General features: G+C 62.8%; 6 protein-coding genes. 4 read left to right on the top strand and 2 right to left on the bottom strand.

Annotated elements, in window-relative coordinates; translation table 11 throughout:
* Positions 1–156: 156 nt before the first annotated feature.
* The gene (locus FFI94_RS24115; protein ID WP_260684268.1) at positions 157–16,146 is read left to right on the top strand and encodes a non-ribosomal peptide synthetase; all 15,990 of its coding nucleotides are present in this window, start codon (positions 157–159) and stop codon (positions 16,144–16,146) included.
* Positions 16,147–16,275: 129 nt separating this feature from the next.
* Complete coding sequence (locus FFI94_RS24110; protein WP_138870033.1) at positions 16,276–17,883, top strand: polysaccharide biosynthesis tyrosine autokinase; 1,608 nt, start codon at positions 16,276–16,278, stop codon at positions 17,881–17,883.
* A gap of 358 nt (positions 17,884–18,241) precedes the next feature.
* Here the strand turns inward: FFI94_RS24110 and FFI94_RS24105 are convergent, their stop codons facing one another.
* Positions 18,242–18,766, bottom strand: a complete 525-nt coding sequence (locus FFI94_RS24105; RefSeq protein ID WP_138873376.1) for a low molecular weight phosphatase family protein — start codon at positions 18,764–18,766, stop codon at positions 18,242–18,244.
* Between the two features lie 145 nt (positions 18,767–18,911).
* On the opposite strand from FFI94_RS24105, the gene FFI94_RS24100 reads away from it, so the two are divergent.
* Together FFI94_RS24100 and FFI94_RS24095 are read left to right on the top strand one after the other, a co-directional pair.
* Positions 18,912–20,231 (top strand): UDP-glucose/GDP-mannose dehydrogenase family protein, encoded by a 1,320-nt coding sequence (locus FFI94_RS24100; RefSeq protein WP_138870032.1) that lies wholly within the window; start codon positions 18,912–18,914, stop codon positions 20,229–20,231.
* Positions 20,232–20,377: 146 nt separating this feature from the next.
* On the top strand, positions 20,378–21,973 hold the full coding sequence (locus tag FFI94_RS24095) for an Hsp70 family protein (RefSeq protein ID WP_138870031.1): 1,596 nt from the start codon (positions 20,378–20,380) through the stop codon (positions 21,971–21,973).
* A 29-nt stretch (positions 21,974–22,002) separates the two neighbouring features.
* Here FFI94_RS24095 and FFI94_RS24090 read toward each other — a convergent pair whose 3' ends face one another.
* Entirely contained in the window at positions 22,003–23,268 is a 1,266-nt protein-coding gene (locus FFI94_RS24090; RefSeq protein ID WP_138870030.1) for a YibE/F family protein, read from the bottom strand.
* Positions 23,269–23,516: the final 248 nt, after the last annotated feature.

Below are 23,516 nucleotides of genomic sequence, written 5' to 3'. Positions count from 1 at the left end.
TTTCGGGGTCGTCAGAGGTTACCGCGGTGTGCCAGAATTGACCCTGAAGTGGTGAGAGGGGGCGTCGCACCGTAAACTTCAGCCTGGCCGTTCTTGTTGTGCGCTTAATTAGATGGACCTGATCAGCCGGCGTTTCCAATACATAATTCGGGGCTGATGAAGGTGGAGGTATCGGGTTTGAACTCTTTCCCGCTGTCTCGTGCCCAACAGGCTCTGTGGCTGGCGCAGCAAGTCAATCCTTCAACCCCTTTTGTTGTTGCCCAGTACGTGGAACTTCGCGGATTTATCGACGTCGCCGCGTTGATCGAAGCAACGGATCGTGGGTGCCGCGAGATCGAATCTGCGCTGGTACGCCTGGTCGAGACGGATGCGGCACCGCACCAGGTTGTTGATCTTTCAATTCCCGATGCGCTTGGCTATGTCGACCTACGAGGCAGCAAGAATCCGATCGAAGCAGCACAGCAGTGGATGTCGCTGACATATTCGCGTCCGATAGATATGTCGGTCGATCGACTAATTACCGCGACTTTGTTGCACGTATCAGAAAACCATTATTTTTGGTATTCGCATGCCCACCATTTGGTGCTCGACGGACATGGCGCAATGACGCTTATGAATCGGGTTGCGGAGCGTTACACACATTTGGTGGAAAACACTGAGGTTCCGCCGCTGCGCGCACTCGGATTGCATGAGTTGTACCAGTTGGATGCGTCATATCGTTCGTCTTCCCGATTCGAGACAGACCGTCAATATTGGGCCCGAATTGTTGACGGCATGCCGGAACCTGTGCGGTTGACTGAACGTCGCGCAGCGCCATCCATGCCGCAGCGCATGCTCACCCGCACCATGGATGCGGATCTCGCCGGGCGGATCACCGAAGTTGCGAAACTGTGGGAAACCAGCGAGGTTCCGGTTATTGCCGGTGCTTACGCCGTGTACCTGGCCCGCATGGCCGGAGTTGCCGAAGTTACTCTGAGCCTTCCCATTTCAGGCCGGACGACGGCAGCGATGAGACGCTCCGGCGGAATGCTCGCCAATATCGTGCCGATGCGCGTGTCGGTTGATCCGGAATTGACAGCGGCTCAACTGGTGAATCAGCTCTCCACGCAGTTGACCGGCGCCTTGCGTCATCAGCGATTCCGTTACGAGGACATGGCTGGCCCCGACAACCGCGGGGGAACTCGTGATTCGGCTGGACCCGCTGTGAACATCATGATGTTCCACAACACCATTCGACTCGGCGGCGTTGTCGGAGAATTCCACGTTCTCACGTCCGGTCCCATCGACGATCTGTTCTTCAGTATCTACCCAGCTGTTGCCGGCGCCGATATTCGGCTGGGATTCGAGGCCAACCCCGGCGTCTACAGCGAGCAAGACCTCGAGCTTCATCACCAGCAGTTTGTGCGGGTCCTGGCCGAGCTTGTCGATGCGCCAGCGGATCTTCCGGTGGGCAGCCTTGGCGTACTGACCGCCGATGATTACGCGATGCTGGTGCCCAGCAAGGGATTGCCGGCCATCGCACCCCGAACACTCGACGCAGTTCTGTCCGAAGGATCCGGCGGCGCCGCAACACCAGCTGTCCGCGCGGGTGGCACCACGATTACCTATGGAGAGCTCCGCTCTCGATCAGACTTTTTGTGCAACGAGCTGATTGACCACAGGATTGGCGCGGGTGACGTGGTGGCGATCATCGCGGCACGTTCGGCAGAGTCGGTGGTCGCCTTCCACGCGGTCATTCGATCAGGCGCCGCCTTCATATTTGTCGATCCGGACTACCCGGCCGAACGTATCGAATTCATGTTGGTGGATGCGGGAGTGAGCGTCGTACTTGCGCCGCGATCGTGGTCTGCGCCCACCGGTCTCGCGCACGTGGACATCAACACCGACCACTACGACGATGCCGATCAATACGAAACACGTGTTATTCGCGCCGCCGCGATCGATGACGTCGCCTACATCGTCTACACATCAGGGTCCACCGGGCAGCCGAAAGGTGTTGCTGTCACACACCGTGCCGCGACTTCGCTGCTGCGCGCTCACTCCAGGAATCTTGTTGTCGACGCGTCGGCCCGAGTTGCTCACTTTGTTTCACCATCATTTGACGTTGCGGTGCTGGAACTCCTTCTTGCACACGGAACCGGCGCAACTGCGGTAGTGGTGCCGCCCGGTTTGATCGGTGGTGCTGATCTGGCCGACTACTTACGCGCAGAACGCGTGACGCACTTCCTGTCCACGCCAGCGGTGGCATCGTCGATGGATCCGAGCGGCTTGCCGGACATGCGCATGCTCAACGTGGGCGGCGACTCGCCCTCGCCGGATCTGATCGAGCGGTGGTCGCCGTACGCCGGCGTCGTCAACTCATACGGACCCACAGAGGCGAGCGTGACCGCGTTCATGAGCGATCCGCTCGACCCGGCGCAGCGGCCGCCGATCGGCAGGCCCATCGACGGCGTGTCCGCCGTTGTGCTGGATGCTCGTTTGCAGCCGAGCGCAATTGGTGCAACCGGCGAACTGTATGTGATGGGCCCCGGACTGGCGCGGGGATACGTGCGTCGTGCGAGCCTCACTGCTGGAAATTTTGTTGCGGCGCCGTACGGAGACCCGTCGAGTCGCATGTACCGAACCGGTGACCTCGTGCGATGGACGGCAGAGCGTCAACTCGAATTTGTCGGGCGCGCAGACCATCAGGTCAAGATCCGGGGCGTCCGGGTTGAACTCGGTGAGGTGGAAGCGGCACTGACTTCCGTCTCGGGCGTGGCGTCGGCGCTGGCCGTTGCCCGCGACGGCGAAATCGCTGCGTACGTTGTACTCACGGCCGATGAGGGGCCTGAGTCCACCGACACGTCGATCGTCACTGATACGTCCTTTATCGCCGAGCATCTGGCGAATGTGCTGCCCGCTGCGATGATGCCGTCCTCGATCACCGTGGTGTCAACGTGGCCGACCACTACAAACGGCAAGATCGACCGTGACGCGCTACCCACTCCGCACCGCGAAGCGGACGTCGCGCTGCAACCGGTCAACCACCACGAAGCTCTTGTTGCCACCGTGATGGCAGACGTCCTCGGGGTGGCGTCCCTGAGCGCGGATGCCGATTTCTTTGCCGCGGGCGGGAACTCGCTGGCCGCGGTGTACGTCGCGAACAGGCTGTCCGAGGCACTGCGCACTCGCGTCGGCGTCCGCGACGTATTCGAGGCCTCGACACCGACTGGGCTTGCGCAGCACCTTCGCCGATCGGCCGCAGGGTCGGCGTTGCCGGAACCCGTGGCGATCGACGCTGATGTCGTGGTGGAACCGTCACTGGCGCAACAACGTATCTGGCTGCTCGCACGCCTCGCCCCGGAATCTTCCGCCTACAACGTCTCTTTCGAGGTGACACTCGGCGGAGTGCTCCACATCGACGCACTCGAACAGGCGTTTACCGACATCCGACATCGGCATCGCGTCTTGCGGACGGTGTACCCCATCGGAACTGCAGGCACCGCGGTGCAGGTCCTGTCGGACTCGACGACAAGCCTGCTGCAGGTTGGCGCAGACGAGTACGCCGGCGCAGCCGCAGATGCAGCCAGGCGCGGGTTCGACGTCACAGCCGAGCTGCCACTGCGCCTGGTGCTGGCGTCGTTCGGCGAACACGACCACCGCCTGACCGTCGTTGCTCATCACATAGCCGTGGACGGACTCTCATTCGGTGTGGTGGTCGGTGACCTGGTTCGCGCGTACGACGATCGCGTTCGCGGCGAAACCCCGAACTGGCCGGCGCAGCCGCTGGATTACCGCGACTATTCGGTGTGGCAACGAGCAGCACTCGGCGACCCCGACCAGCCGGGAAGTCTTGCTCATGACCAACTTGCGTTTTGGGAGAACACGCTTCGGGCGCTGCCGACACACCTGGCTCTCCCCACCGACCGGCGACGGGCGATCGGCACGGAACCACCCGCGGCCACTATCGCTTTCGACATATCGGCCGAACTTCACGCGCAGCTGACGGCGATTGCCCGCGAGCACAACGCCACCACGTTCATGGCGGTGCACGCAGTGCTCGCAGTCCTGCTCCACAAGATCACCGGCGCAGAAGATTTTGCGATCGGCACTCCCACGTCGGGACGCGCACACCCGGCCTTCGATTCCACAGTGGGCATGTTTGCCGGCACTGTGGCGCTGCGGACGGAAACCAAGCCGGGGGACACGTTTGCGGCGTTCCTCGAACAAGTTCGGGATGTCGACCTCGCTGCGATGTCACACGCGGATGTGCCGTTCGATTGGGTGGTCGATCGAGTTGCACCCAACCGCGGCCAGAATCGGAATCCGTTGTTCCGGGTGGTTCTCGCTCTCGATGCGTTTGGCACCGAGGCCGATATGGCGCTTGGCGCGGCGACGGCACACGGTGTGGGGCGCACTCCCGATCACGCTCGGTTCGACATCGAAATGGCCGTCCGCGAAGAACGCCTTCCCGACGGTTCGCCCGGAGGAATCGCCGGGTCACTCACCTATGCCTCCGATGTGTTCGACGCGGAGACCGTGTCGAGATGGATGGACCGGCTGCTGCGAGTCTGCGAAGCCGTCACAGCTAATCCAGATATCACGCTTCGAGCCGTCGACGTCCTGAGTAGCACTGAACACGGTGCGCTGACGCCAGTTGTATCGGGACCTGCCCGTTCGGCAGACTCGTTGGTAGAACTGTTTCTGGCACAGGTGGTTACACACGGCGACGCCGTTGCTGTAGGCGTCGGCGACAATCACCTCACGTACACCGAGCTGGAACATCGGTCTGCGGTGCTCGCAGGCGCATTGATCGAGCGTGGCGTTCGAGTGGGTGACCGCGTGGCCGTTGCGCTGCCGCGTTCGCCGGAATTTGTGATTGCGGTGCTGGCCGTAATTCGCTCCAGTGGTGTGTACGTTCCGCTCGACCTCGACTATCCCGACGCACGCCTGGAGTATCTGCTCGGCGACGCCGCACCAACACACGTGCTCTGCGCCGAATCTGCGGTGCCCCGCCTGACGAACTTCGGCCGCGAACTGATCGACGTCACGGCTGTGGGCGATCCCGACCTGGCCCGACGCCGCGCTGTAGTGCCTGCACAAGACGCGTATCTGATCTACACCTCCGGCTCAACCGGCACCCCCAAAGGTGTTGTCGTGTCACATGCCAACGTCATTGCGTTGCTGGCGGCAACCGAGGAGATTTTTGATGTCGGTGCAGGCGACGTGTGGACGATGTTCCACTCCGGCGCATTCGACTTCTCGGTCTGGGAGATGTGGGGTGCGTTGACAACGGGTGGGCGGCTGGTTCCCGTCGACGCCTATGTCGCCCGGTCTACCCCGCAGTTTGCACAGTTGCTGGTGGACGAAAGCGTCACTGTTCTCAATCAGACACCGTCGGCGTTCCAGGCGCTCGCCGCGATCACGCAGTCCACCGAACTGCCGGTACGACTGTTGATCTTCGGGGGAGAAGCCCTGGACGTGGGCTCGGTTCGCGGCTGGCTCGACAGTCATCGCGAGATTCGCGCCGTGAACATGTTCGGAATTACCGAAACCACCGTGCACGTCACGGCATTCGATCTTTCCGGTGCTGCCGACGATGATTCCGTCATCGGCACGGCGATTCCCGGACTTCGTACGTATGTATTGGACAGCTCGTTGCGGCCCGTGCCGGAAGGCACTGTCGGCGAACTGTATGTTGCCGGGCCGCAGGTCTCTGCCGGGTACTTCGGTAAGCCGTCGCTGAGTGCAACCAGGTTTGTTCCCGAACCCGCAGTCGCCGGATCGGTGATGTATCGCAGCGGCGACAGGGTTCGGATGTACCGGGGCGCGCTGCGCTACATCGGTCGTTCCGACAGCCAGGTAGAGCTGCGCGGCTACCGCATCGAACCCGGTGAGATCGAAGCGGCGCTCTTGCGTCGGCCCGAGATCAGCGCGGCCGCAGTAGTTCTACGTGACCTGCCTACCGGACCGGCGCTGATTGCCTACATCGCGCCGGACATCGAGGATACGGACGCCGTTGTAGCGGATCTGCGCAACCAGTTGCCCGCTCACCTGGTGCCCGCCCTGATCGTGCCGTTGCCCGCTCTGCCGATCACGCCGCACGGCAAACTCGACCGAGCAGGATTGCCCGAGCCTGCGTCGAATCGCGCGCACGGACGGCCACCACGCGACCCGATGGAAGAAACCGTCGCAGCGGTATTCGGTGAACTCCTGCACCTCGAAACTGTTGACGTCACACGGAGTTTCTTCGACCAGGGCGGAAACTCTCTGATCGCGACTCGTCTGTCCACCCGGCTGAGCGCGGTGTTCGACACCGATATCGATGTGCGCGAGGTATTCGAGCGGCCCACCGTCAGCGAATTGGCCGCCGGGATCAGCGCCAGGATCGGCAGTGGCCGCCGACGCATCGCACTCGAACCGGCCGGCATTGACGCAGAACTGATCCTGTCGCCGGCTCAGCACCGAATGTGGATTCTCAATCAGTTCGACACCACCGCAGCTGGATACAACATTCCCGTGATTCTGCGGCTCGACGGAAACGTCGACGCCAAGACGCTGCGTAAAGCCGCCGTGGACGTCGTAGAGCGGCACGAGACACTCCGGACTGTCTACCCGGTGGGAGTCGACGGTGTGCGTCAGGTGGTCCTCGAGGCCGAACTGGTCACTCCTGCACTCGAACCCGTGACTGTCAACTCTGAATCGGTCATGGACCGGGTTGCCGAGCTGGTGGGAACAAGTTTCGATGTCACGGTTGATCCACCGGTTCGCGGCGAACTGTTCCGCGTCGACGAGCGCTCTCATGTTCTGGCATTGGTAATCCACCACATTGCTGCCGACGCGTGGTCGATGGACGCCTTGATTCGAGACACCGTCACCGCGTACACCGCTCACTCGAATGCTGTCTCGCCGTCCTGGGCGCCGTTGCCGATTCGATACACTGATTACAGTGTGTGGCAGCGTGATTCAGGAGTTCCGGATCATGTTGCTGCGTACTGGCTGGAGAACCTGGCCGGTTTGCCGGATCAGGTGACGTTGCCGTTGGATCATCCTCGGCCGCTGACGCCGTCTGGCCTGGGCAGGTCCCATCAGGTCGAACTCGCTGATACCTTGCGTGGGCTGCTCGACACCCTGGCGCGGTCGCACAACGCCACCACGTTCATGGTGATGCACGCCGCGCTGGCCGCCCTCGTGTCGCGGTACAGCGACAGTGCCGACGTGCCGATCGGGACAGTGGTGGCCGGCCGCTCCGATCCCAAGCTGGACGATCTGGTGGGAATGTTTGCAGGCACCTTGGTTCTGCGAACCACGGTCGATCGAACCGCGTCCTTCGCGGAGTTGCTCGGCCACGTACACCAGCAGGACCTGGCCGCATACACCCACGCGGACATGCCCTTCGAGACGTTGGTCGAAAAGCTGAATCCGGCCAGGTCGCCGTCGCACCACCCGCTGTTCCAGATCGCGCTGTCCTTCCAGGCGCCGCGGCCGACCAGCTGGGAACTGCCGGGCCTGACTCTTACCCCGATGGTCGCAGAGTTCGAGCACGCCAACTTCGATCTTCAGCTCAACATCACGGACGCTGCCGACGATCATCCGATGCGCCTGGAATTTGCCTACAACGCAGACCTATTCGACGCAGACACGGTCACACGCTTCGCGGAACGGTACGTGCGCTTGCTCGAGCAGGTATCCGCTGATCCGTCGGCGATCCTCGGACAGATCGATCTTCTGAACTCTGGCGAGCGCGACGCGTTGGTTCCGGCCAGAGGTATCGGGACCAGCGCGACAACCACATTGGCGTCGATGCTCACTCGAGGTGTGCGCGCCGTACCGGACGCGGTTGCGGTTACCGGTAACGGCGAGGCCCTGACCTATCGTGAACTCGACCGCCGCTCCGACGTTGTCGCGGCAGACTTGCGCGCCGACGGTGCCGCTCCCGAACGCGTGATTCCGTGGACGGCTGATCGCACCGTAGATTCCATCGTCCGGTTGTGGGCCATCGCCAAAACCGGTGCGGCGCCTGCCTTGATCGACCCCGCTCAGCCGGCGTCGCGCACCCTAGATGCGCTCAGCGCGGTGCTGTCCCCAGATCTTGGTGTCGCGGCCACGGATACGATCCCCGCCGCCTGCGCCGCGTACGTCGTGTTCACCTCGGGTACTTCGGGCGCTCCCAAAGCCGTCGTGGTTACTCACGAGGGCCTGGGAGCACTCGACGCCGATCTGACGGTTCGCTACCGCGCCGGTGCCGGTTCGCGCGTACTTCACCGCGGCGCACCGGGATTCGACATGACGCTCCTGGAAGTTCTGCTCGCCGGCTCCAGCGGGGCAACACTGGTGCTGGCGTCTGATGCCGAGTTTGCCGGCCCCGCGCTCACCGATCTACTTCGGCGGGAACAGATCACGCACCTGTGCATCACACCGACAGTGATGGCAACGGTCGAGGACAACGATCTGCCTCACCTCGAGATGGTGATGCTCGGTGGTGAGCGCCTGACCGCCGACATCGTCGAACGATGGTCACCGGGACGACGCGTAGTGAACGGCTACGGCCCGGCCGAGGCAACCATGTACACCGTTGCGACAGAACCGCTTATCGCCAACGGCCGCGACATCCCCATCGGGTATCCGGTAGCCGGCGTCGACGCCGTTGTGCTCGACAACTTCCTCGAGCCGGTTCCACCTGGCGTTGCGGGCGAGCTCTATCTTGCGGGCGCTGCCCTTGCGCGCGGATACGCCGGCCATCCGGAATGGACGGCCGAACGCTTTGTAGCCACCGCAGGCGGCGCCAGGATGTACCGCACCGGCGATCTGGTGATGTGGAAGAACACGAGCAGCGGCTACCGGTTGCACTACCTTGGCCGCAACGACGCACAGTTGAAAGTCAACGGTGTGCGTATCGAGCCCGCCGAGATCGAAGCGGCCATCGCAGCGATCACGGAAGTCGACTTCTGCGCAACGGTTCTCCGCACCAGCGCCGCGGGCACTGCGATGCTGGTGACATATGTGCGCCCGAAACGTGGTGCGCACCTCGACGGTGACGACCTGCGCCGCAGGCTCGCCGATGCGCTGCCGTCGTACATGGTCCCCGGTGCCGTTGTGGTCTTCGACAGCGATCCGCCGGCGGTGAACGGCAAGCTCGACGTTCGCGCGTTGCCGGCGCCCCACATATCCGCCTTGCCCTTCGAACCCCCGCGCACCGCCACCGAGCGTGCTGTGGCCGAGGTATTCGCAAGTGTGCTCGGAACCGACCACATCGGCCGTGGCACACACTTTTTCGATCATGGCGGAAACTCACTGCTCGCTACCCGGGTGACGTCGCAGGTGGGGAACACCCTGACACGGAATATCTCGCTGCGACTGCTGTTTGCACATCCGACCGTCGCGGAACTCGCTGCGGCGCTGGAACAGGAGCCGGCTTCACAGCGTGGCGCGGCAGACATCGTTGCCGGTCCCCGTCCGGCAGAGATTCCGCTCTCACGCAATCAGCAACGCATGTGGGTGCTCAACACCCTCGACGCCACCAGCAGCGCCTACAACCTGCCGGTTGCCGTAGACCTGCGCGGTGAGCTTGACGGTGCGGCTCTGCAACTCGCTCTCGGTGACGTGCTGACGCGGCACGAGGTTCTGCGAACCGTCTATCCGCAACGGCCACCGGTACAGCAGATCCTGGCCGATGCGGATCTGACACTCGAAGCCCGTGCCGCCACCGAAGACTCGTTGGACGCAGAGCTGTATGCCTTTGCATCCCAGGGTTTTGACGTGAGCACGCAGCTCCCGATTCGCGCCGCACTGTTCACGCTCGCACCCGAGCGTCACGTGCTCGCGGTGAACGTGCACCACATTGCCGCAGACGGTGGCTCTTTGGTTCCGATCGTTCACGACGTGCTTGCTGCCTATTCGTCCCGGCGCATAGGTTCGGCTCCGCAGTGGCAGCCGCTACCGGTTCAGTACGCGGATTACGCAGTATGGGAACAGAATTCAGATACCGAATCAGTATCTTATTGGCAGTCGGAACTTGCCGACGTCACCTCGGTGACGCCGCTGACGCCGGATCGCCGCTCCGTGTCTACGACGTGGACCGCGGACCGTGTCGAGTTCTCATTGGACGCCCGCACCACGTCGGCGATCGCGGAATTGGCCGGCCGGGCCCAGTCAACACCGTTCATGGTTTTCCATGCCGCACTGGCAGCAGTTCTCGCGAGGCTGAGCGGCAGCTCGGACGTGGTGATCGCAACCGCAGTAGACGGACGCTCGTCATCGGCCTTGGACGGCCTGATCGGAATGTTTGTCGATACCGTCCCGCTGCGGGCCCGGATCCACCGCGACACGACGATGCTGCAACTCGTGGAACAGGTTCGTGAGCACGATCTCGAGGCCTTCGAGCACAGCGATGTGCCCGTGGAAGCTCTGACCTCGATGCTCGGCGGCCGGATGCCGCAGGTTGCGTTGGCACTGCAGAACTTTGCCATTCCGGACGTCGACATCGCCGGCCTGACAGTCAGTGCTACCGAAATCGATACAGGTGCGGCCAAGTTCGAGATGCAGGTGTCGCTGACCGAACGACCGGACGGCCACACGGACGGGCTGGTTGTGTACGCGCGGGAGTTCTTCGACGCCGCGACTGCGCAATCGGTGGCCGATCTGTTTGTGGACGTCGTGCAGCACGCGGTGGCCGACCCCACGCTTGTGGTGGCGGAAGCAACAACGATCTCAGCACCCAGTTGGGTGGCAACACCCGTTGATTCGTCCCGGCCCTTGAGCGCGATCTTCACCAGTACCGCAACAACGTTTCCCGACAACATTGCGCTGCGCGACGGCACCGAGATGCTCACGTATCGAGAACTCGACGACGCGTCGAACGAATTGGCACAGGAGCTTGTAGCAGCCGGTGCCGGACCGGGCGCGGTGCTCGAGATCAGTGCGGTGCGATCGATCGACTACGTCATCAGACTGTGGGCGATAACCAAGACCGGTGCGGCTTTTGCGCCGATCGATCCTGATTTCCCGGAAGACCGTCTGCGTCAGTTGCGGTCGGTGCTGCAACCCGTCAGCCCCGTTCCCGGCACGCAGAATCCGGACGCCGTAGCGTATGTCATCCATACCTCCGGATCGACCGGCAACCCCAAAGCCGTCGCGGTGACTCATCGCGGCCTGGGACCGCTCACGGACGAAGCTGTGAAGCGATACGGCGTCACATCGGGTTCGGTTGTCCTGCAGGGCTACAACCCCAGCTTCGATGCCGCTGTGCTCGAGATGCTGCTTGCCTTCGGCAGCGGAGCATCGTTGGTTGTAGCGCCGCCCGACGTTTACGGCGGCCGGGACCTCGAAAAGTTCGTGGCAGAGCACCGCGTCACGCACCTACTGTCCACCCCGGGTGTGCTCGACACGATGGACCCGGCCGCACTGCCGCTGCTCGATGTGGTTGCCGTGGGTGGCGACGTTCTCTCACCCGCTACCGCACGCGCCTGGAGTGCCGGCGCGCGGATGCTCAACGCCTACGGCCCCACGGAATCCAGCGTCGTGGCCACTCTGGCGGATGTCGACACGGACGCCGGAATTGGTGAACCCATCACGGGCACCGGAGCCGAAGTGCTCGATGGCGCGCTGCGCCCCGTCCCGTTGGGCGGCGTGGGGGAGCTGTACGTGAATGGTCCCGGTGTGGCGATGGGCTATCTCGGCGATCCCGCCGCAACCGCTAGTGCCTTTGTGGCGGCGCCGGGCGGACGGCGACGCTACCGCACCGGAGACCTGGTGCACCGAACAGCGAGCGGCGCATTGGGATTTGTCGGCCGGTACGACCGCCAGGTCAAGGTTCGTGGTGTGCGCATCGAACTGGCCGAGATCGAAACTGCGGCGCGGTTGCTACCCGGGGTGAGTGGTGTGTCCGTGCTCCTGGCCGGCGATGTGATCACCGCATTTGTCGTGAGTGAGGGAACCAGCGAAGACACGATCCGAAATGAATTGGCGACGCAGCTACCCGGGTACCTCGTGCCCGGACGCATCGTCACGCTCGACGCGCTGCCTCTCACCCGCAACGGCAAGGTGGATGTGAGTGCACTGCACGCCCGCCTCGGAGAAAACACTCCCCACGCCTGGCCGCTCACTGCCACAGAAGAATTGGTGACGGCAGTGATGTCGCACCATGCGGGCGCCGCCCTGGGCGTGCTCCACAACTTCTTCGAATCCGGTGGAGATTCACTGTCCGCCACAGTGGTCGCGGGACGACTCGCCTCGGTATTCGGCCGCGACGTAACTGTTGGTGCCGTCTTCGAGAATCCGTCGCCGCGTGCGTTGGCGCGCTGGATCGATGCTGCCGACGACGTTGTTGCCCGGCCACCGCTCACCCGCCGTGCGGCCGAAAGCCGCGTGCCGTTGGCTCCCGCGCAGCAGCGCATGTGGTTGAGCTCGCAGCTCGGTCCCGCGTCGTCGGCATACAACTTGGTATTTGCGGTCACGATCGAGCCAGACGTCGAGGTAGGCGCCCTGGCCGCAGCGATATCGGATGTGGTTGCCAGACACAGTATTTTGCGCACCCGCTTTCCCGCTGATTCCGCTGGGCCACACCAAGTAGTCGCAGATCCCGCGGCAGTTGATCTCGACCCTGTTCTGGTCGACGAACTGTACGAGGGCGCAGCGCGCTTTGCGGCCGCGCCCTTCCGGTTGGAACACCAACCGCCGATGCGCGTGCAGTTGACGGTGGACGGCTCCGGGGCCCGGGCATTGGTTGTTGTGGTGCACCACATTGCGCTCGACGGTGGTTCGACAGGGATCGTGCTCGCGGACTTTGCCGCTGCATTGTCTGCGAGAGGTGCGGGGCATCAACCGGATTGGCGTCCGTTGCCCGTCGATTACCAGGACTACAGCGTCTGGATGCGCGACGTGCTCGGCGACAAGACCGATCCGACCACCCTGGCTTCCCGCCAACTGGACTACTGGGCAACCGTTCTCCGCGGCGTCGACGGCGTCATGGCGCTACCGACAGATCACCCGCGCCTCGCTGCTCCCACACAACACGGTTCGGTCGTGTCCGCCGCGATTGACGGCGACCTGTACGCGGGCCTGACAGCTCTGGCCCACGCGCGGGGAGTGACAGTCTTCATGCTCCTGCACAGTGTGATCGCGGTGCTGCTCGCCCGCGAAAGTGCAACCGACGACGTGGTTGTCGGTACTGCGGTCAGCCTGCGCAACGATCCGGACCTGCAGTCGATGGTCGGAATGATGGTCGGCACAGTTGCGCTGCGGACAACAATCCGTCCCGGCGAACAATTCTCGGACATCCTCGACCAGGTACGACGCGTCGACCTCGGGGCCATGGACAACGCCGACGTGTCCTTCGACGACGTGGTTGCCCGAATCGCGCCGCCGCGCAAGGCAAACGAACACCCGCTCTTCACCGTGATGCTGGCGTATCAACGTGCACTCGATCTGCCGAGTGTGCCTGGAATCGAGCCGCTCCGGCTGGCCGGGGAAGCCCCCGTTGCCGCCGATTACGACCTGACTTGGGATCTGACGGACACCGGCGCCGGTGTCCGTCTGCGATTGCTGTATGCCGCCGACCTGTTCGAGCAGTCCACAGCCGAACTGTTTGCCGCGAGATTTGTTCGGATTCTGAGCGAAGTGGTGGCCGATCCGCACAGTGTTGTCGGCGACATCGACGTACTCGGTGACCGAGCGAACCCAGCACTGCGTAGTCGCGGAGATGTCGCACCGCTCACTCTGGCCGCACTCCTCGGCAATGTGCTCGCAGAAACCCCCGAGGCCATCGCGCTCGAGGACGGCGACAGGGCCTGGACGTACCAAGAGCTTTTCGACCAATCAACCTATTGGGCACAGGAACTGGTGGATCGGGGAGCTGGGCCAGACGACGTGGTTGCCGTTGCAACCGGACGTGGCCATCTGTGGGTAGTTGCACTCTGGGCTGTGACGCGGGCCGGCGCCGCCTGGGTGTCCGTTGACCCGGACCAGCCCCGTGAGCGACTCGAAGCGATGATTGCCGACAGCGGAGCGAGCCTCGGACTGTGCGTCGCGGGTGCACGCTCTCTTCCCTCGGCACTGACGTGGATTGTGATGTCCGATCGCACTGCAACAACGTCGCTGACCGGCGCGCGCGGCGCCCACCCGGACAACCTCGCCTACGTCATCTACACCTCGGGCTCGACCGGAACACCCAAAGGTGTTGCGGTGTCGCATCGAGGCTTGGCAAATGTGTGTGCCACCCATCTCGAAATGTTCGAGACGGGTACCGCCATGCGCGTCCTGCAGCTGGCATCACCTACCTTCGACGCCTCGGTCCTCGAATTCATGATCGCGCCTGCCGCGCTCGGAACACTGGTACTGGCACCGGAATATGTTTTCGCGGGTGCCGAACTGGCCGAGTTCATCCGCTCGCACGAGATCACCCATCTCATCGCAACGCCCACCGTTCTCTCGACACTCGACCCGAACGAGATCCCACCGCTGACAGTGGAATCGGCGGGAGAGATGCTGAGCGCCGATCTGGCGGCACAGTGGTCCCGGCAGCATCGGATCTTCAACGGCTACGGGCCGAGTGAAACCACCATTGCGGCCGCAACATCGACGCAGATCTCCGGCAGCGACACAGCAATCGGCGGCCCGGTGCACGGAGCGTCGACACTGGTGCTCGACTCCCGGCTGCATCCCGTTCCCGACGGCGTCACCGGCGAGCTCTACATCGCCGGCCACAACCTTGCCCGCGGATACATCCACGCACCCGCGCGGACGGCCCTGCGGTTTGTTGCCGACCCGAACCATCCCGGTGCCCGGATGTACCGCACCGGAGACCTCGTTCGGCGACGGCGGAAAGACGGTGCCCTCGAATTTGTGAGCCGCAACGACGACCAGGTGAAGATCCGCGGCATCCGCGTCGAACCCGCCGAGGTCGACGCCGGATTGCGTCGGCATCCCGCTGTGACGTTTGCGGTAACCGTTGTGGTGGACGGGGAACTGGCGTCGTACGTCACGATGGAGGATGCGTCGGTGGATCCGAGCAGTCTGCGAAAGTTTGCGTCGGCAACCCTGCCTAGTCACCTGGTTCCCGCAACTGTCACGGTGATCGACGCGGTTCCGGTGCTACCGTCCGGCAAGGTCGACAAGGTGGCATTGCCGGCGCCGGACCGTGGCAGCGTCGGTGTGATCGAGCCACCCGAAACGGAACTGGAAGAGTGCATCGCACAAGCGTTCGCGCACAACACATCCGCGCCCACGGTTGGTCGGTTCGACAATTTCTTCGAACTCGGCGGAACCTCCATGGGCGCGGTAGATGTAGCGTCGACGCTACGCGCGCGGCTCGATCGTGATGTGCAGGTTCAATGGATCTTCACCGATCCGACGGTGGCCGAACTTGCCGAACGTATCGAGGCCGGCGGCAAAACCGATCCGATGGACACCATTGTCCTGCTCGGGGGAGATCCACTCGATCAGCGTCCGCCGCTCTTCTGCGTACACCCCGTGAGCGGATTGGCGTGGTGCTACGCCGGTGTGGCGCAGCACCTGGGTGGCCGTCGGGTTTACGGAGTGCAGGCAACAGGTGCGGGCGAGCTGCCCGGAACCCTCAACGCGCTCGCCGAACGGTACGTGGACGCGGTGCGGATCGTTCAACCCGAGGGCGCGTACCACCTGCTCGGCTGGTCGCTCGGTGGAACCGTGGCGCAGGAGATGGCGGTGGCGCTCGCGGAGTCCGGTGCGAAGGTCGGATCGGTTGTCATGCTCGATACGTTGCCTCCGGAGCGGATACCGGCCATCCAAGCCGCTCCCACCGCCGGCGAGCTATTTGCCGAACTGGGACTGACCGAGCTGGAAGCGCCGCGCGTCGATCTGACTTTTGCGCAGGCCGCCGACGAGATCCGCACCAGAGCTCACCTGGATTTTGTGACCGCTGAACTTCTGGAAGCTGCTTCGGAGAGAGTGGAGAAACTTGCCAGAATGGCGAGCGATCACGAACCGAGGAGCTACCGCGGAGTTGTGGATTTTGTTGTTGCGCAGAGAGATGTCAACCGTCATCGCGACTTGGTCGAGCGATGGTCGGATCGGGTTGCGAGCATTCGCGAACACTCGGTCGATGCCACGCACGCCGAGATGATGGCGCCATCAGTTCTCTCTCAGATCTTTGACCTGGTGCGGTATGGAGAGGATTCTGATGTGACGTAGCAAGCAGTGGCTAAGGATTTGCTGTTCAATTGAATGTCAGGTATGCGGCAAATGTCGCGAGTTCTGACGTGACGCTTGTGATCATCGCTCCAACGCGCAGCTCAGTGCGTGAGCCGAAAGGGATTGAAGATGGAAGTACAGGACTACCTGAAGGTTTTGCAGGCGCGCTGGAAGATCATTGCTGTTGTCACCGTTGTCGCGATTCTCGGCGCGTTGGGCGCCTCGCTGATCTCGACCCCGATCTACCAGGCCTCTACCAGGCTGTTCGTGTCCACCACACTGGGAAGCTCCGTCAACGAGGCATACCAGGGAAACCTGCTGTCGCAGCAGCGGGTTACGTCGTACACCAAGCTGCTGACCGGACAAACCCTCGCACAGCGCACCATCGATCGGCTCGGTAGCGATGCAGTCAACGGAATGACGCCCGCCCAACTCGCGGCTAGCGTTGTGGCGACGTCCGCACCCGACACGGTTCTGATCGACGTGGGCGTGAAGGACCCGTCGCCTGAACGTGCACGCGATATCGCCAACGCGCTGTCGGACGAGTTTGTGTTGATGGCAAAGGAATTGGAAACCCCGGAGACGGGTGGAACCCCGGCGGCCCGTGTGGTCGTCGAGCAGGAAGCGGGAACACCCACGACTCCCGTCTCGCCGAACACCAAGCGCAACATCGCACTTGGCGCCGCAGTGGGTCTGCTTCTGGGTATTGCGCTCGCAGTCTTGCGTGATCGCCTCGACAACACTGTCAAGGACCGCCGCGTAGTCGAAGAGGTGGCAGGCTCCGCGTTGGTCGGAACCATTCCCTTCGACAAGGAAATGCAGACCAAGCACACCATCGAATTCAACGAGGGCAACTCTGCCAGCGCGGAGGCCTACCGCGAGCTTCGTACCAACCTTCAGTTCCTCGAAGTGGACAACCCGCCACGCGTCATCGTTGTCACGAGTTCGCTGTCCGCAGAAGGTAAGACGACGACGGCCGTCAACATCGCTCTGGTTCTCGCCGAGGCCGGAAAGTCGGTCTGCCTCGTGGAAGGCGACCTGCGTAAGCCGCGAGTCTCGAAGTACCTCGGCATGATCGGCACTGTCGGCCTCAGCTCGGTCCTGGCCGGTCAAGCGCAACTCGACGACGTACTGCAGCCGACAACGCACGGCGATCTGGTTGTCCTTGCCTCAGGACCTATTCCGCCGAACCCGAGCGAATTGCTCGGCACTGATCACTCCCGACAGGTTCTTGCCGAACTTCGTAATCGCTTCGAGTACGTCATCATCGACGCGCCGCCGCTGCTTCCGGTAACGGATGCAGCAGTCCTGACCGCAATGTCAGACGGCGCCTTGGTAATTGCGCGCCACGCCACGACCAAGCGGGATCAGCTTGCCCGGGCCGTCGGCAATCTTCAGAGCGTCGGCGCACGCATCCTGGGCACCGTCATCACGATGACGCCCGCGAACAAGCGGGGCGGTGGATACGAGTACAAGTACTACTACGAAACCGACAAGACGGTGCCTGCGCTCGCTGAAGCTGCGCCACTACCGGGAGCCTCCGCAGGTTCTGCGGCTCCGGCCAAGGCCAGCGCCCTGAAGAAGGCGTCAGTGCCCGCGACGGGCTCGGCAGAACCGAAAGCAACTCCTGTGAAGGCTCCCGAGGAATCCCCGCACCCCTCGATGCCGTTCGATGATGCGCCAACTCAGGAATTTCAGCTCCGGACAAGTGAAAACGGACATCGCTATCTCGATTGATTTTGTTAACGCGGAATCAGCCTGAGGACATAAACGGGACTTTGGTCCGGAAATGATCACTTTTTCTCCGACCAAATGCCCGGAATGTGCTAAAAACGGTTAGTATCACGGCGGTGGCAATCCGCCATTCACCTTAATGATCCGGAGGATCTCATGCTCGGTTCCCTGTATTCTTTCAGCGCAGAAATCGGTGTCCCGTCTGTTGATGCCATTCTGGCATTCATCGGCAAGGGCATCGGGTCGATCTTGAACGTGAGTGCGTAGTAGCTAACAGAACAGCCCCTGTCCAACTGAGCTGGACAGGGGCTGTTTTCTGTCTGAGGGCAATGTTTGCCGAGAGAAATCGGCAAACGAAGTCCTATTGAGCGGTAATGGCAATGCGCCGTAGCAACGGCCCCAGAAGAGTGGCGATTTCCAGACCAACCGCGTGGAAAGTTTCCTCATCGGCGCCAATAGGGTCCGCAACGTCTTCACTTTCCTGAATGTGATAACGCGGGCGGGCGACCGCAAGTTCGGCAACCGTTGTTGCATCAGATTCTTCCGCTAACCGAGCAGCCTCACGTAACGTGAAAGTTCGTTTGAACTGCGTTGGCGCCAACGCCAGAATCTTGTCGCGATGACGCTCCGTCATAGCCAGAATAAGATCGGCCTCGGACGCGATTGCCGTAGTAAGCCGGCGAGCGCGAAAATTGGTGGGATCGCCTCCCAACCCTTCCAATACCAGTGCCGCGGTCGGCTCCACCGCATGTCCGACAAGGGCGCGCGTACCGGCACTCGACGCCGTGAGATCGGCGATTCCCGCTTCTTCCGCGAATGCCTGCGTGAGGCGTTCCCCTGTTGGTGATCGGCAGATGTTTCCGGTGCAGACAAAGAGGATGTGCATGTCCTCAATCATAAAGGGGCACCGCCACAATGCGGCACCATAAAGGGGCACCGCCATAAATGCGGCACCGTGATGTCTCGAAATGTTTGCACGTCGACCACTTTGTGTTCCCGCACCGTCTGCCGCCGGGAACTAAAAACTACTCATGAGACTGACCGTGTTCGGGACCGGGTACCTGGGGCTGACCCACGCCGTGTGTATGGCGGAGCTGGGACACGAGGTTCTGGGCGTCGACATCGACGCCGCGAAGGTCGAAATGCTGTGCAGTGGGCAGATTCCGTTCTTCGAACCCGAACTGGCACAACTGTTGACGCGGAATCTCGAATCCGGGCGACTGCGCTTCACGACGTCGTACGCGGAGGCGTCGGCGTTCGCCGATCTACATTTTCTCTGTGTGGGCACTCCGCAGAAACGCGGCGAGAAGGCTGCAGACATGAGTCACGTCGATGCCGTGATCGACACGCTGGCACCACTATTGGAGCGCCCGGCCGTCATTGTCGGGAAGTCGACAGTTCCCGTGGGGACGGCCGCACGGCTAGGCGCGCGGGCTCGGGCCGCCGCACCGGCCGGCGACGGCGTCGAGGTGGCGTGGAATCCCGAATTCCTACGCGAAGGAAAAGCCGTCGCAGATACTTTGCGTCCGGACCGGTTAGTTGTCGGCGTCGATCGCGATCACCCCGGCACCGCCGAATCTGCTCTTCGGGATGTCTATGCCGCGATGCTGGACGCGCGCATCCCATTTCTGGTCACCGACCTTGCGACGTCGGAGCTCGTCAAAGGTTCGGCAAATGCCTTTCTGGCCACGAAGATTTCCTTCATCAACGCGATCGCGGAAATCTGCGAGGCAACCGGAGCCGACGTCACCGTGTTAGCTGACGCCCTCGGGCACGACGCGCGGATCGGCCGAAGCTTCCTGAACGCCGGGTTGGGATTCGGCGGCGGTTGCCTGCCGAAGGACATTCGGTCGTTCGCGGCGCGGGCCGGAGAGCTGGGTGTTGACCAAGCCTTGTCGTTCCTCCGCGAGGTGGACAGCATCAACATGCGACGCCGAACCAAGGTCCTCGAGATGGTGACGCAGGCCTGCGGCGGCAGTTTGCTGGGAATGAACGTGGCTGTCCTCGGAGCGGCCTTTAAGCCCGAATCGGACGATGTGCGCGATTCGCCCGCACTGAATGTCGCGGGCATGATGCAACTGCACGGCGCGAGCGTGACGGTGTACGACCCCAAGGCTATAGAGAATTCGCGCACTGTTTTTCCTACGCTCAACTATGCAACGTCGACGTCAGAGGCGTGCAAGCGTGCAGACGCCGTGCTGGTTGCGACCGAATGGTCTGAGTTTGTCGAACTTCAACCGTCACAGCTGGATTCGGTTGTGCACGGCCGGGTGATCATTGACGGCCGCAACTGCCTCGACCCGTCACTCTGGCGATCAGCCGGCTGGATCTATCGCGGGGTAGGGCGATGAGAGCTAAGACAAAATAACTGACAAGTTGCCAGCTGTACGGTCGGTTCGGCTCGGTACATCTCCCCGATGCAATCGAATGGGTAGACTTCCCGCCGGAAGGTGACGGATCTGCTCCTGGATCTGTTTGCAGTCGACGAAGGTGGCTCATGAACTTGGTGCTCGGTGTAACAGTGGGGGCGAGCGCTGTGCGCTTGGCACGCCCGGGAGCGCCGGAGCACGGTGGGCCGGTATTTCGATCCCGAGCGATCGTGCGCGGACATGAAAGCCCCGAAGACGTCGCAGCGGATTCCATTCGCGTCGCCCTCGCGGAATTCGCCGGCCAAGCCAACTCCGTCGCTGTCGTCTACCGCGATCAAACCCAGGCCGGCGCCCTCACCCAGGCACTCGATCGTGGCCGGATCAACAACTACCGACTGATACCCGAATCGGCGGCAATTCTTCGGATGCTCGAGGAACCGGGAACGCTCGGCGCACAGAACACCCTGGTAGTCATCGATCTCGGCGCCACCGGCGCAACCGTCGACGTCCTCGATCGCACCACCGGCGCAACCATCGTCACCGCAAGATCCAGTCAAGTCAGCGGCGACCAGTTCGACGCACTCGTCTACCTCGATCAGACCGAACGACGCCGAATCGCGACGCCCACCGATCCCGAAGGCATCGCAGAACTTCAAGCCCGGAGCCGACTGGCCAAGGAACAACTCTCGACCCGCAGCGCCGTCTGCCTCCCCGGACCGGGCGGATTACTACTCCTGTCGCGAGAAGTCTTCGATTCCTTGGTCGCGCCCAGCGTCGAGGCTCTGGCCCGAGAGGTCCGTGAGGTGATTGCCACCTCCGGTCGGCGCCCGGACTCCGTTGTACTGATCGGCGGCGGCGCCAGAGTCCCCATCATTCGCACCGTGCTGGAACGGTGGATCGAAATCCCCGTCATAGCGCCGGAACAGCCAGACCTTCTCGCCACCCAGGGAGCCGCACTGCTGGCAGACGGCGCGCCCCGCCGCGAACCCGTCGCCGTGCCCGCCGTGACTGTTGCGACCCAGGCAGTGGCGCCGATCTTTGCGCCGTACCCGATCAACACTCCCGCTGCGGTGCCCGCGCCCGTCCAGGCATTTACACATGGCGGCCTGGCAACGATGACCGGGCCAGGGCCCGTGAGTGCCGATCTCCACGTGCCCGCGCACGCTCAGGTGGCGCCCGAGCCCGAGCCGCTACCCACCCAGGCTCACCCGGCCCCCGACTACGACGGTGACGAACCAGATTTCAAAGAACCCGTCATGGTCGATGCCCAGGCGTACTCGGCTGTTCACGAGGACGTCAGTGCGGGACAACCCACCTGGCTCGCCGCCACTTCGCACGACGAGACAGCCACCCCGGAGCCCGGCAGGCAGTTTCGATTTGCCGGACTGGGAGCCGGTGTCGTTGCCGCAATTGTCATCGTCGGCCTGGGAATGGGCTACGGCGGGAAGGTGTTCGGCGATTCGGGTGAAGCCGGTCCGGTAGCAACCGAGGTCACCACAACACAAACTCCGTCGACGACGGTTCCGACCACCACCACAACGCCGCCACCGACCACCACAACGGAGCCGCCTCCGGTGACGGAGGCAGCTCCCGTGTACGAGGCCCCCTATGAGGCGCCGTACGTCCCACCGGCGCCCGCACCCGCGCCGCCGCCGGCCCTCTACATTCCTGGGCTGCCGCCGATCCTGCTTCCCGTTCTGCCGCCCATCCCTGGTCTGAACTAGCGGGTCTGAACTAGCGCCAGGCTGGTGAGCTACCGCTTGGAGTGACGACCACCGGTCGCCGCAGCGGGCGTCGAACTTCCCGGCGGACGGGCAAGGAGCACTGCGATCGCCGTCGTGAGCGGAACCGACAGCGCAAGCGCGATGCCGCCGACAGCAGATCGCACAATTTCGATGGCCACGGCGTCGCCGACCAGAACGTCGCCCAGCGGACGACCACTGACACTGAACAACAGCAACAACGGCAAAGCGCCGCCCGCGTACGCCAAGACCAAGGTGTAGACGGTACTGGCGATGTGATCGCGACCCACACGCATCGAGCCGGCAAAGACCTGGCGTCGGGTCGCGCCCTTGTCCAACTGCGCCAACTCGAATGCCGACGACGCCTGGGTGATCGTGACGTCGTTGAGCACACCCAGCGAGCCGATGATGAAACCGGCGAGCAGGAGCCCCGTGATGTCCACGTGCTGAATGTAGGTCTGCACGTTGGTGTTCTGCTCTTCGGAGAGTCCGGTGAGTTGTGTCAGTTCGATCGACAGGTAAGACAGCACCGCAGCAAGAACCATGGCGGCGAGGGTTCCGAGTAGCGCAGAACTGGTTCGGAGTGAGACCCCGTGGGCGAGATACAAGACGGCGTACAAAATGACGGCGCCAGACACCAGAGCAACGGGTATCGCGGGTTTTCCGTCCAACAAAGCGGGGAGCAGAAAGCCGACCACCACGCCGAACGCCACCACAAGGCCGAGTAGTGCCCGCAATCCGCGCCACCGGGCCACCGCGATGATCACCACGGCAAAGATCACGACGATCAGCGTCAGCGGCAACCCGCGGGAGTAGTCCTCGAACGAATACTGCGTCGCTCCGGTCGGATCGGTTTGGCGAAGCAGTCGAATGTGCTCGCCGACCCGCAAATCGGGTTGGCCTGCGCCGGGAATGATCTCGAGCAGTGTCTGGGTTCCGGCGTTCGGCCCCGATTCGATATCGACGATGCTTCGCTGACACTGGTAGCTCGTATTTGCCGGTGGTGCCGGTTCGCCGACGAATGGTCTTCCCGCCGAGACACTTCCGCAGGCGCCGATATCCTGAAGGGTGACCGTACCGGCCTCCGTGACCACTGACCCGCCGTCGGAATTCTGAAACGGCAACGGGATGTCTATGTTGGCCTTGTCCGGCCAGAGCGCAATGACGCCGACGAGTACGGCTAGACCGACGACGGTGAGGATGCCGACAACAACGCGGGCAGCAGTGGCTCCGATGTGGAGTGGACCGTCATGGTTGTGGCCGTGACCGTGGCTCATCGGAAACTGAGTGTCGGACTAGGGATTTGCACCGGTGCCATGTTAGCGGCAGTTGCTGTGAATGGCTGTGAGGTGTGAATGGCGGTGAGGTGTGAATGGCTGCGAGGCCGGAAGGTTTCGAGCTGGGTGGCGGGGAACAGGGGGGGTTGTCCCCGCCACCAACCTGGTATCCACAGGGGGGGGGAGGGATACCAGGTGCTCGCGGCACCGAAGTGCTGAAACCAATGTACCCAATTTCAAACCAATCT

The organism is Rhodococcus sp. KBS0724 (assembly GCF_005938745.2).
Classification (GTDB): domain Bacteria; phylum Actinomycetota; class Actinomycetes; order Mycobacteriales; family Mycobacteriaceae; genus Rhodococcus_F.
The sequence above is the reverse complement of the archived record's forward strand: the minus strand, read 5'-3'. Positions and strand labels throughout refer to the sequence as shown.

Coding starts and splice junctions, on each gene's coding strand:
- FFI94_RS24095 (WP_138870031.1), top strand. CDS start 20,378: ATGAACTTGGTGCTCGGTGTAACAGTGGGGGCGAGCGCTGTGCGCTTG.
- FFI94_RS24105 (WP_138873376.1), bottom strand. CDS start 18,766: ATGCACATCCTCTTTGTCTGCACCGGAAACATCTGCCGATCACCAACA.
- FFI94_RS24115 (WP_260684268.1), top strand. CDS start 157: ATGAAGGTGGAGGTATCGGGTTTGAACTCTTTCCCGCTGTCTCGTGCC.
- FFI94_RS24090 (WP_138870030.1), bottom strand. CDS start 23,268: ATGAGCCACGGTCACGGCCACAACCATGACGGTCCACTCCACATCGGA.
- FFI94_RS24110 (WP_138870033.1), top strand. CDS start 16,276: ATGGAAGTACAGGACTACCTGAAGGTTTTGCAGGCGCGCTGGAAGATC.
- FFI94_RS24100 (WP_138870032.1), top strand. CDS start 18,912: ATGAGACTGACCGTGTTCGGGACCGGGTACCTGGGGCTGACCCACGCC.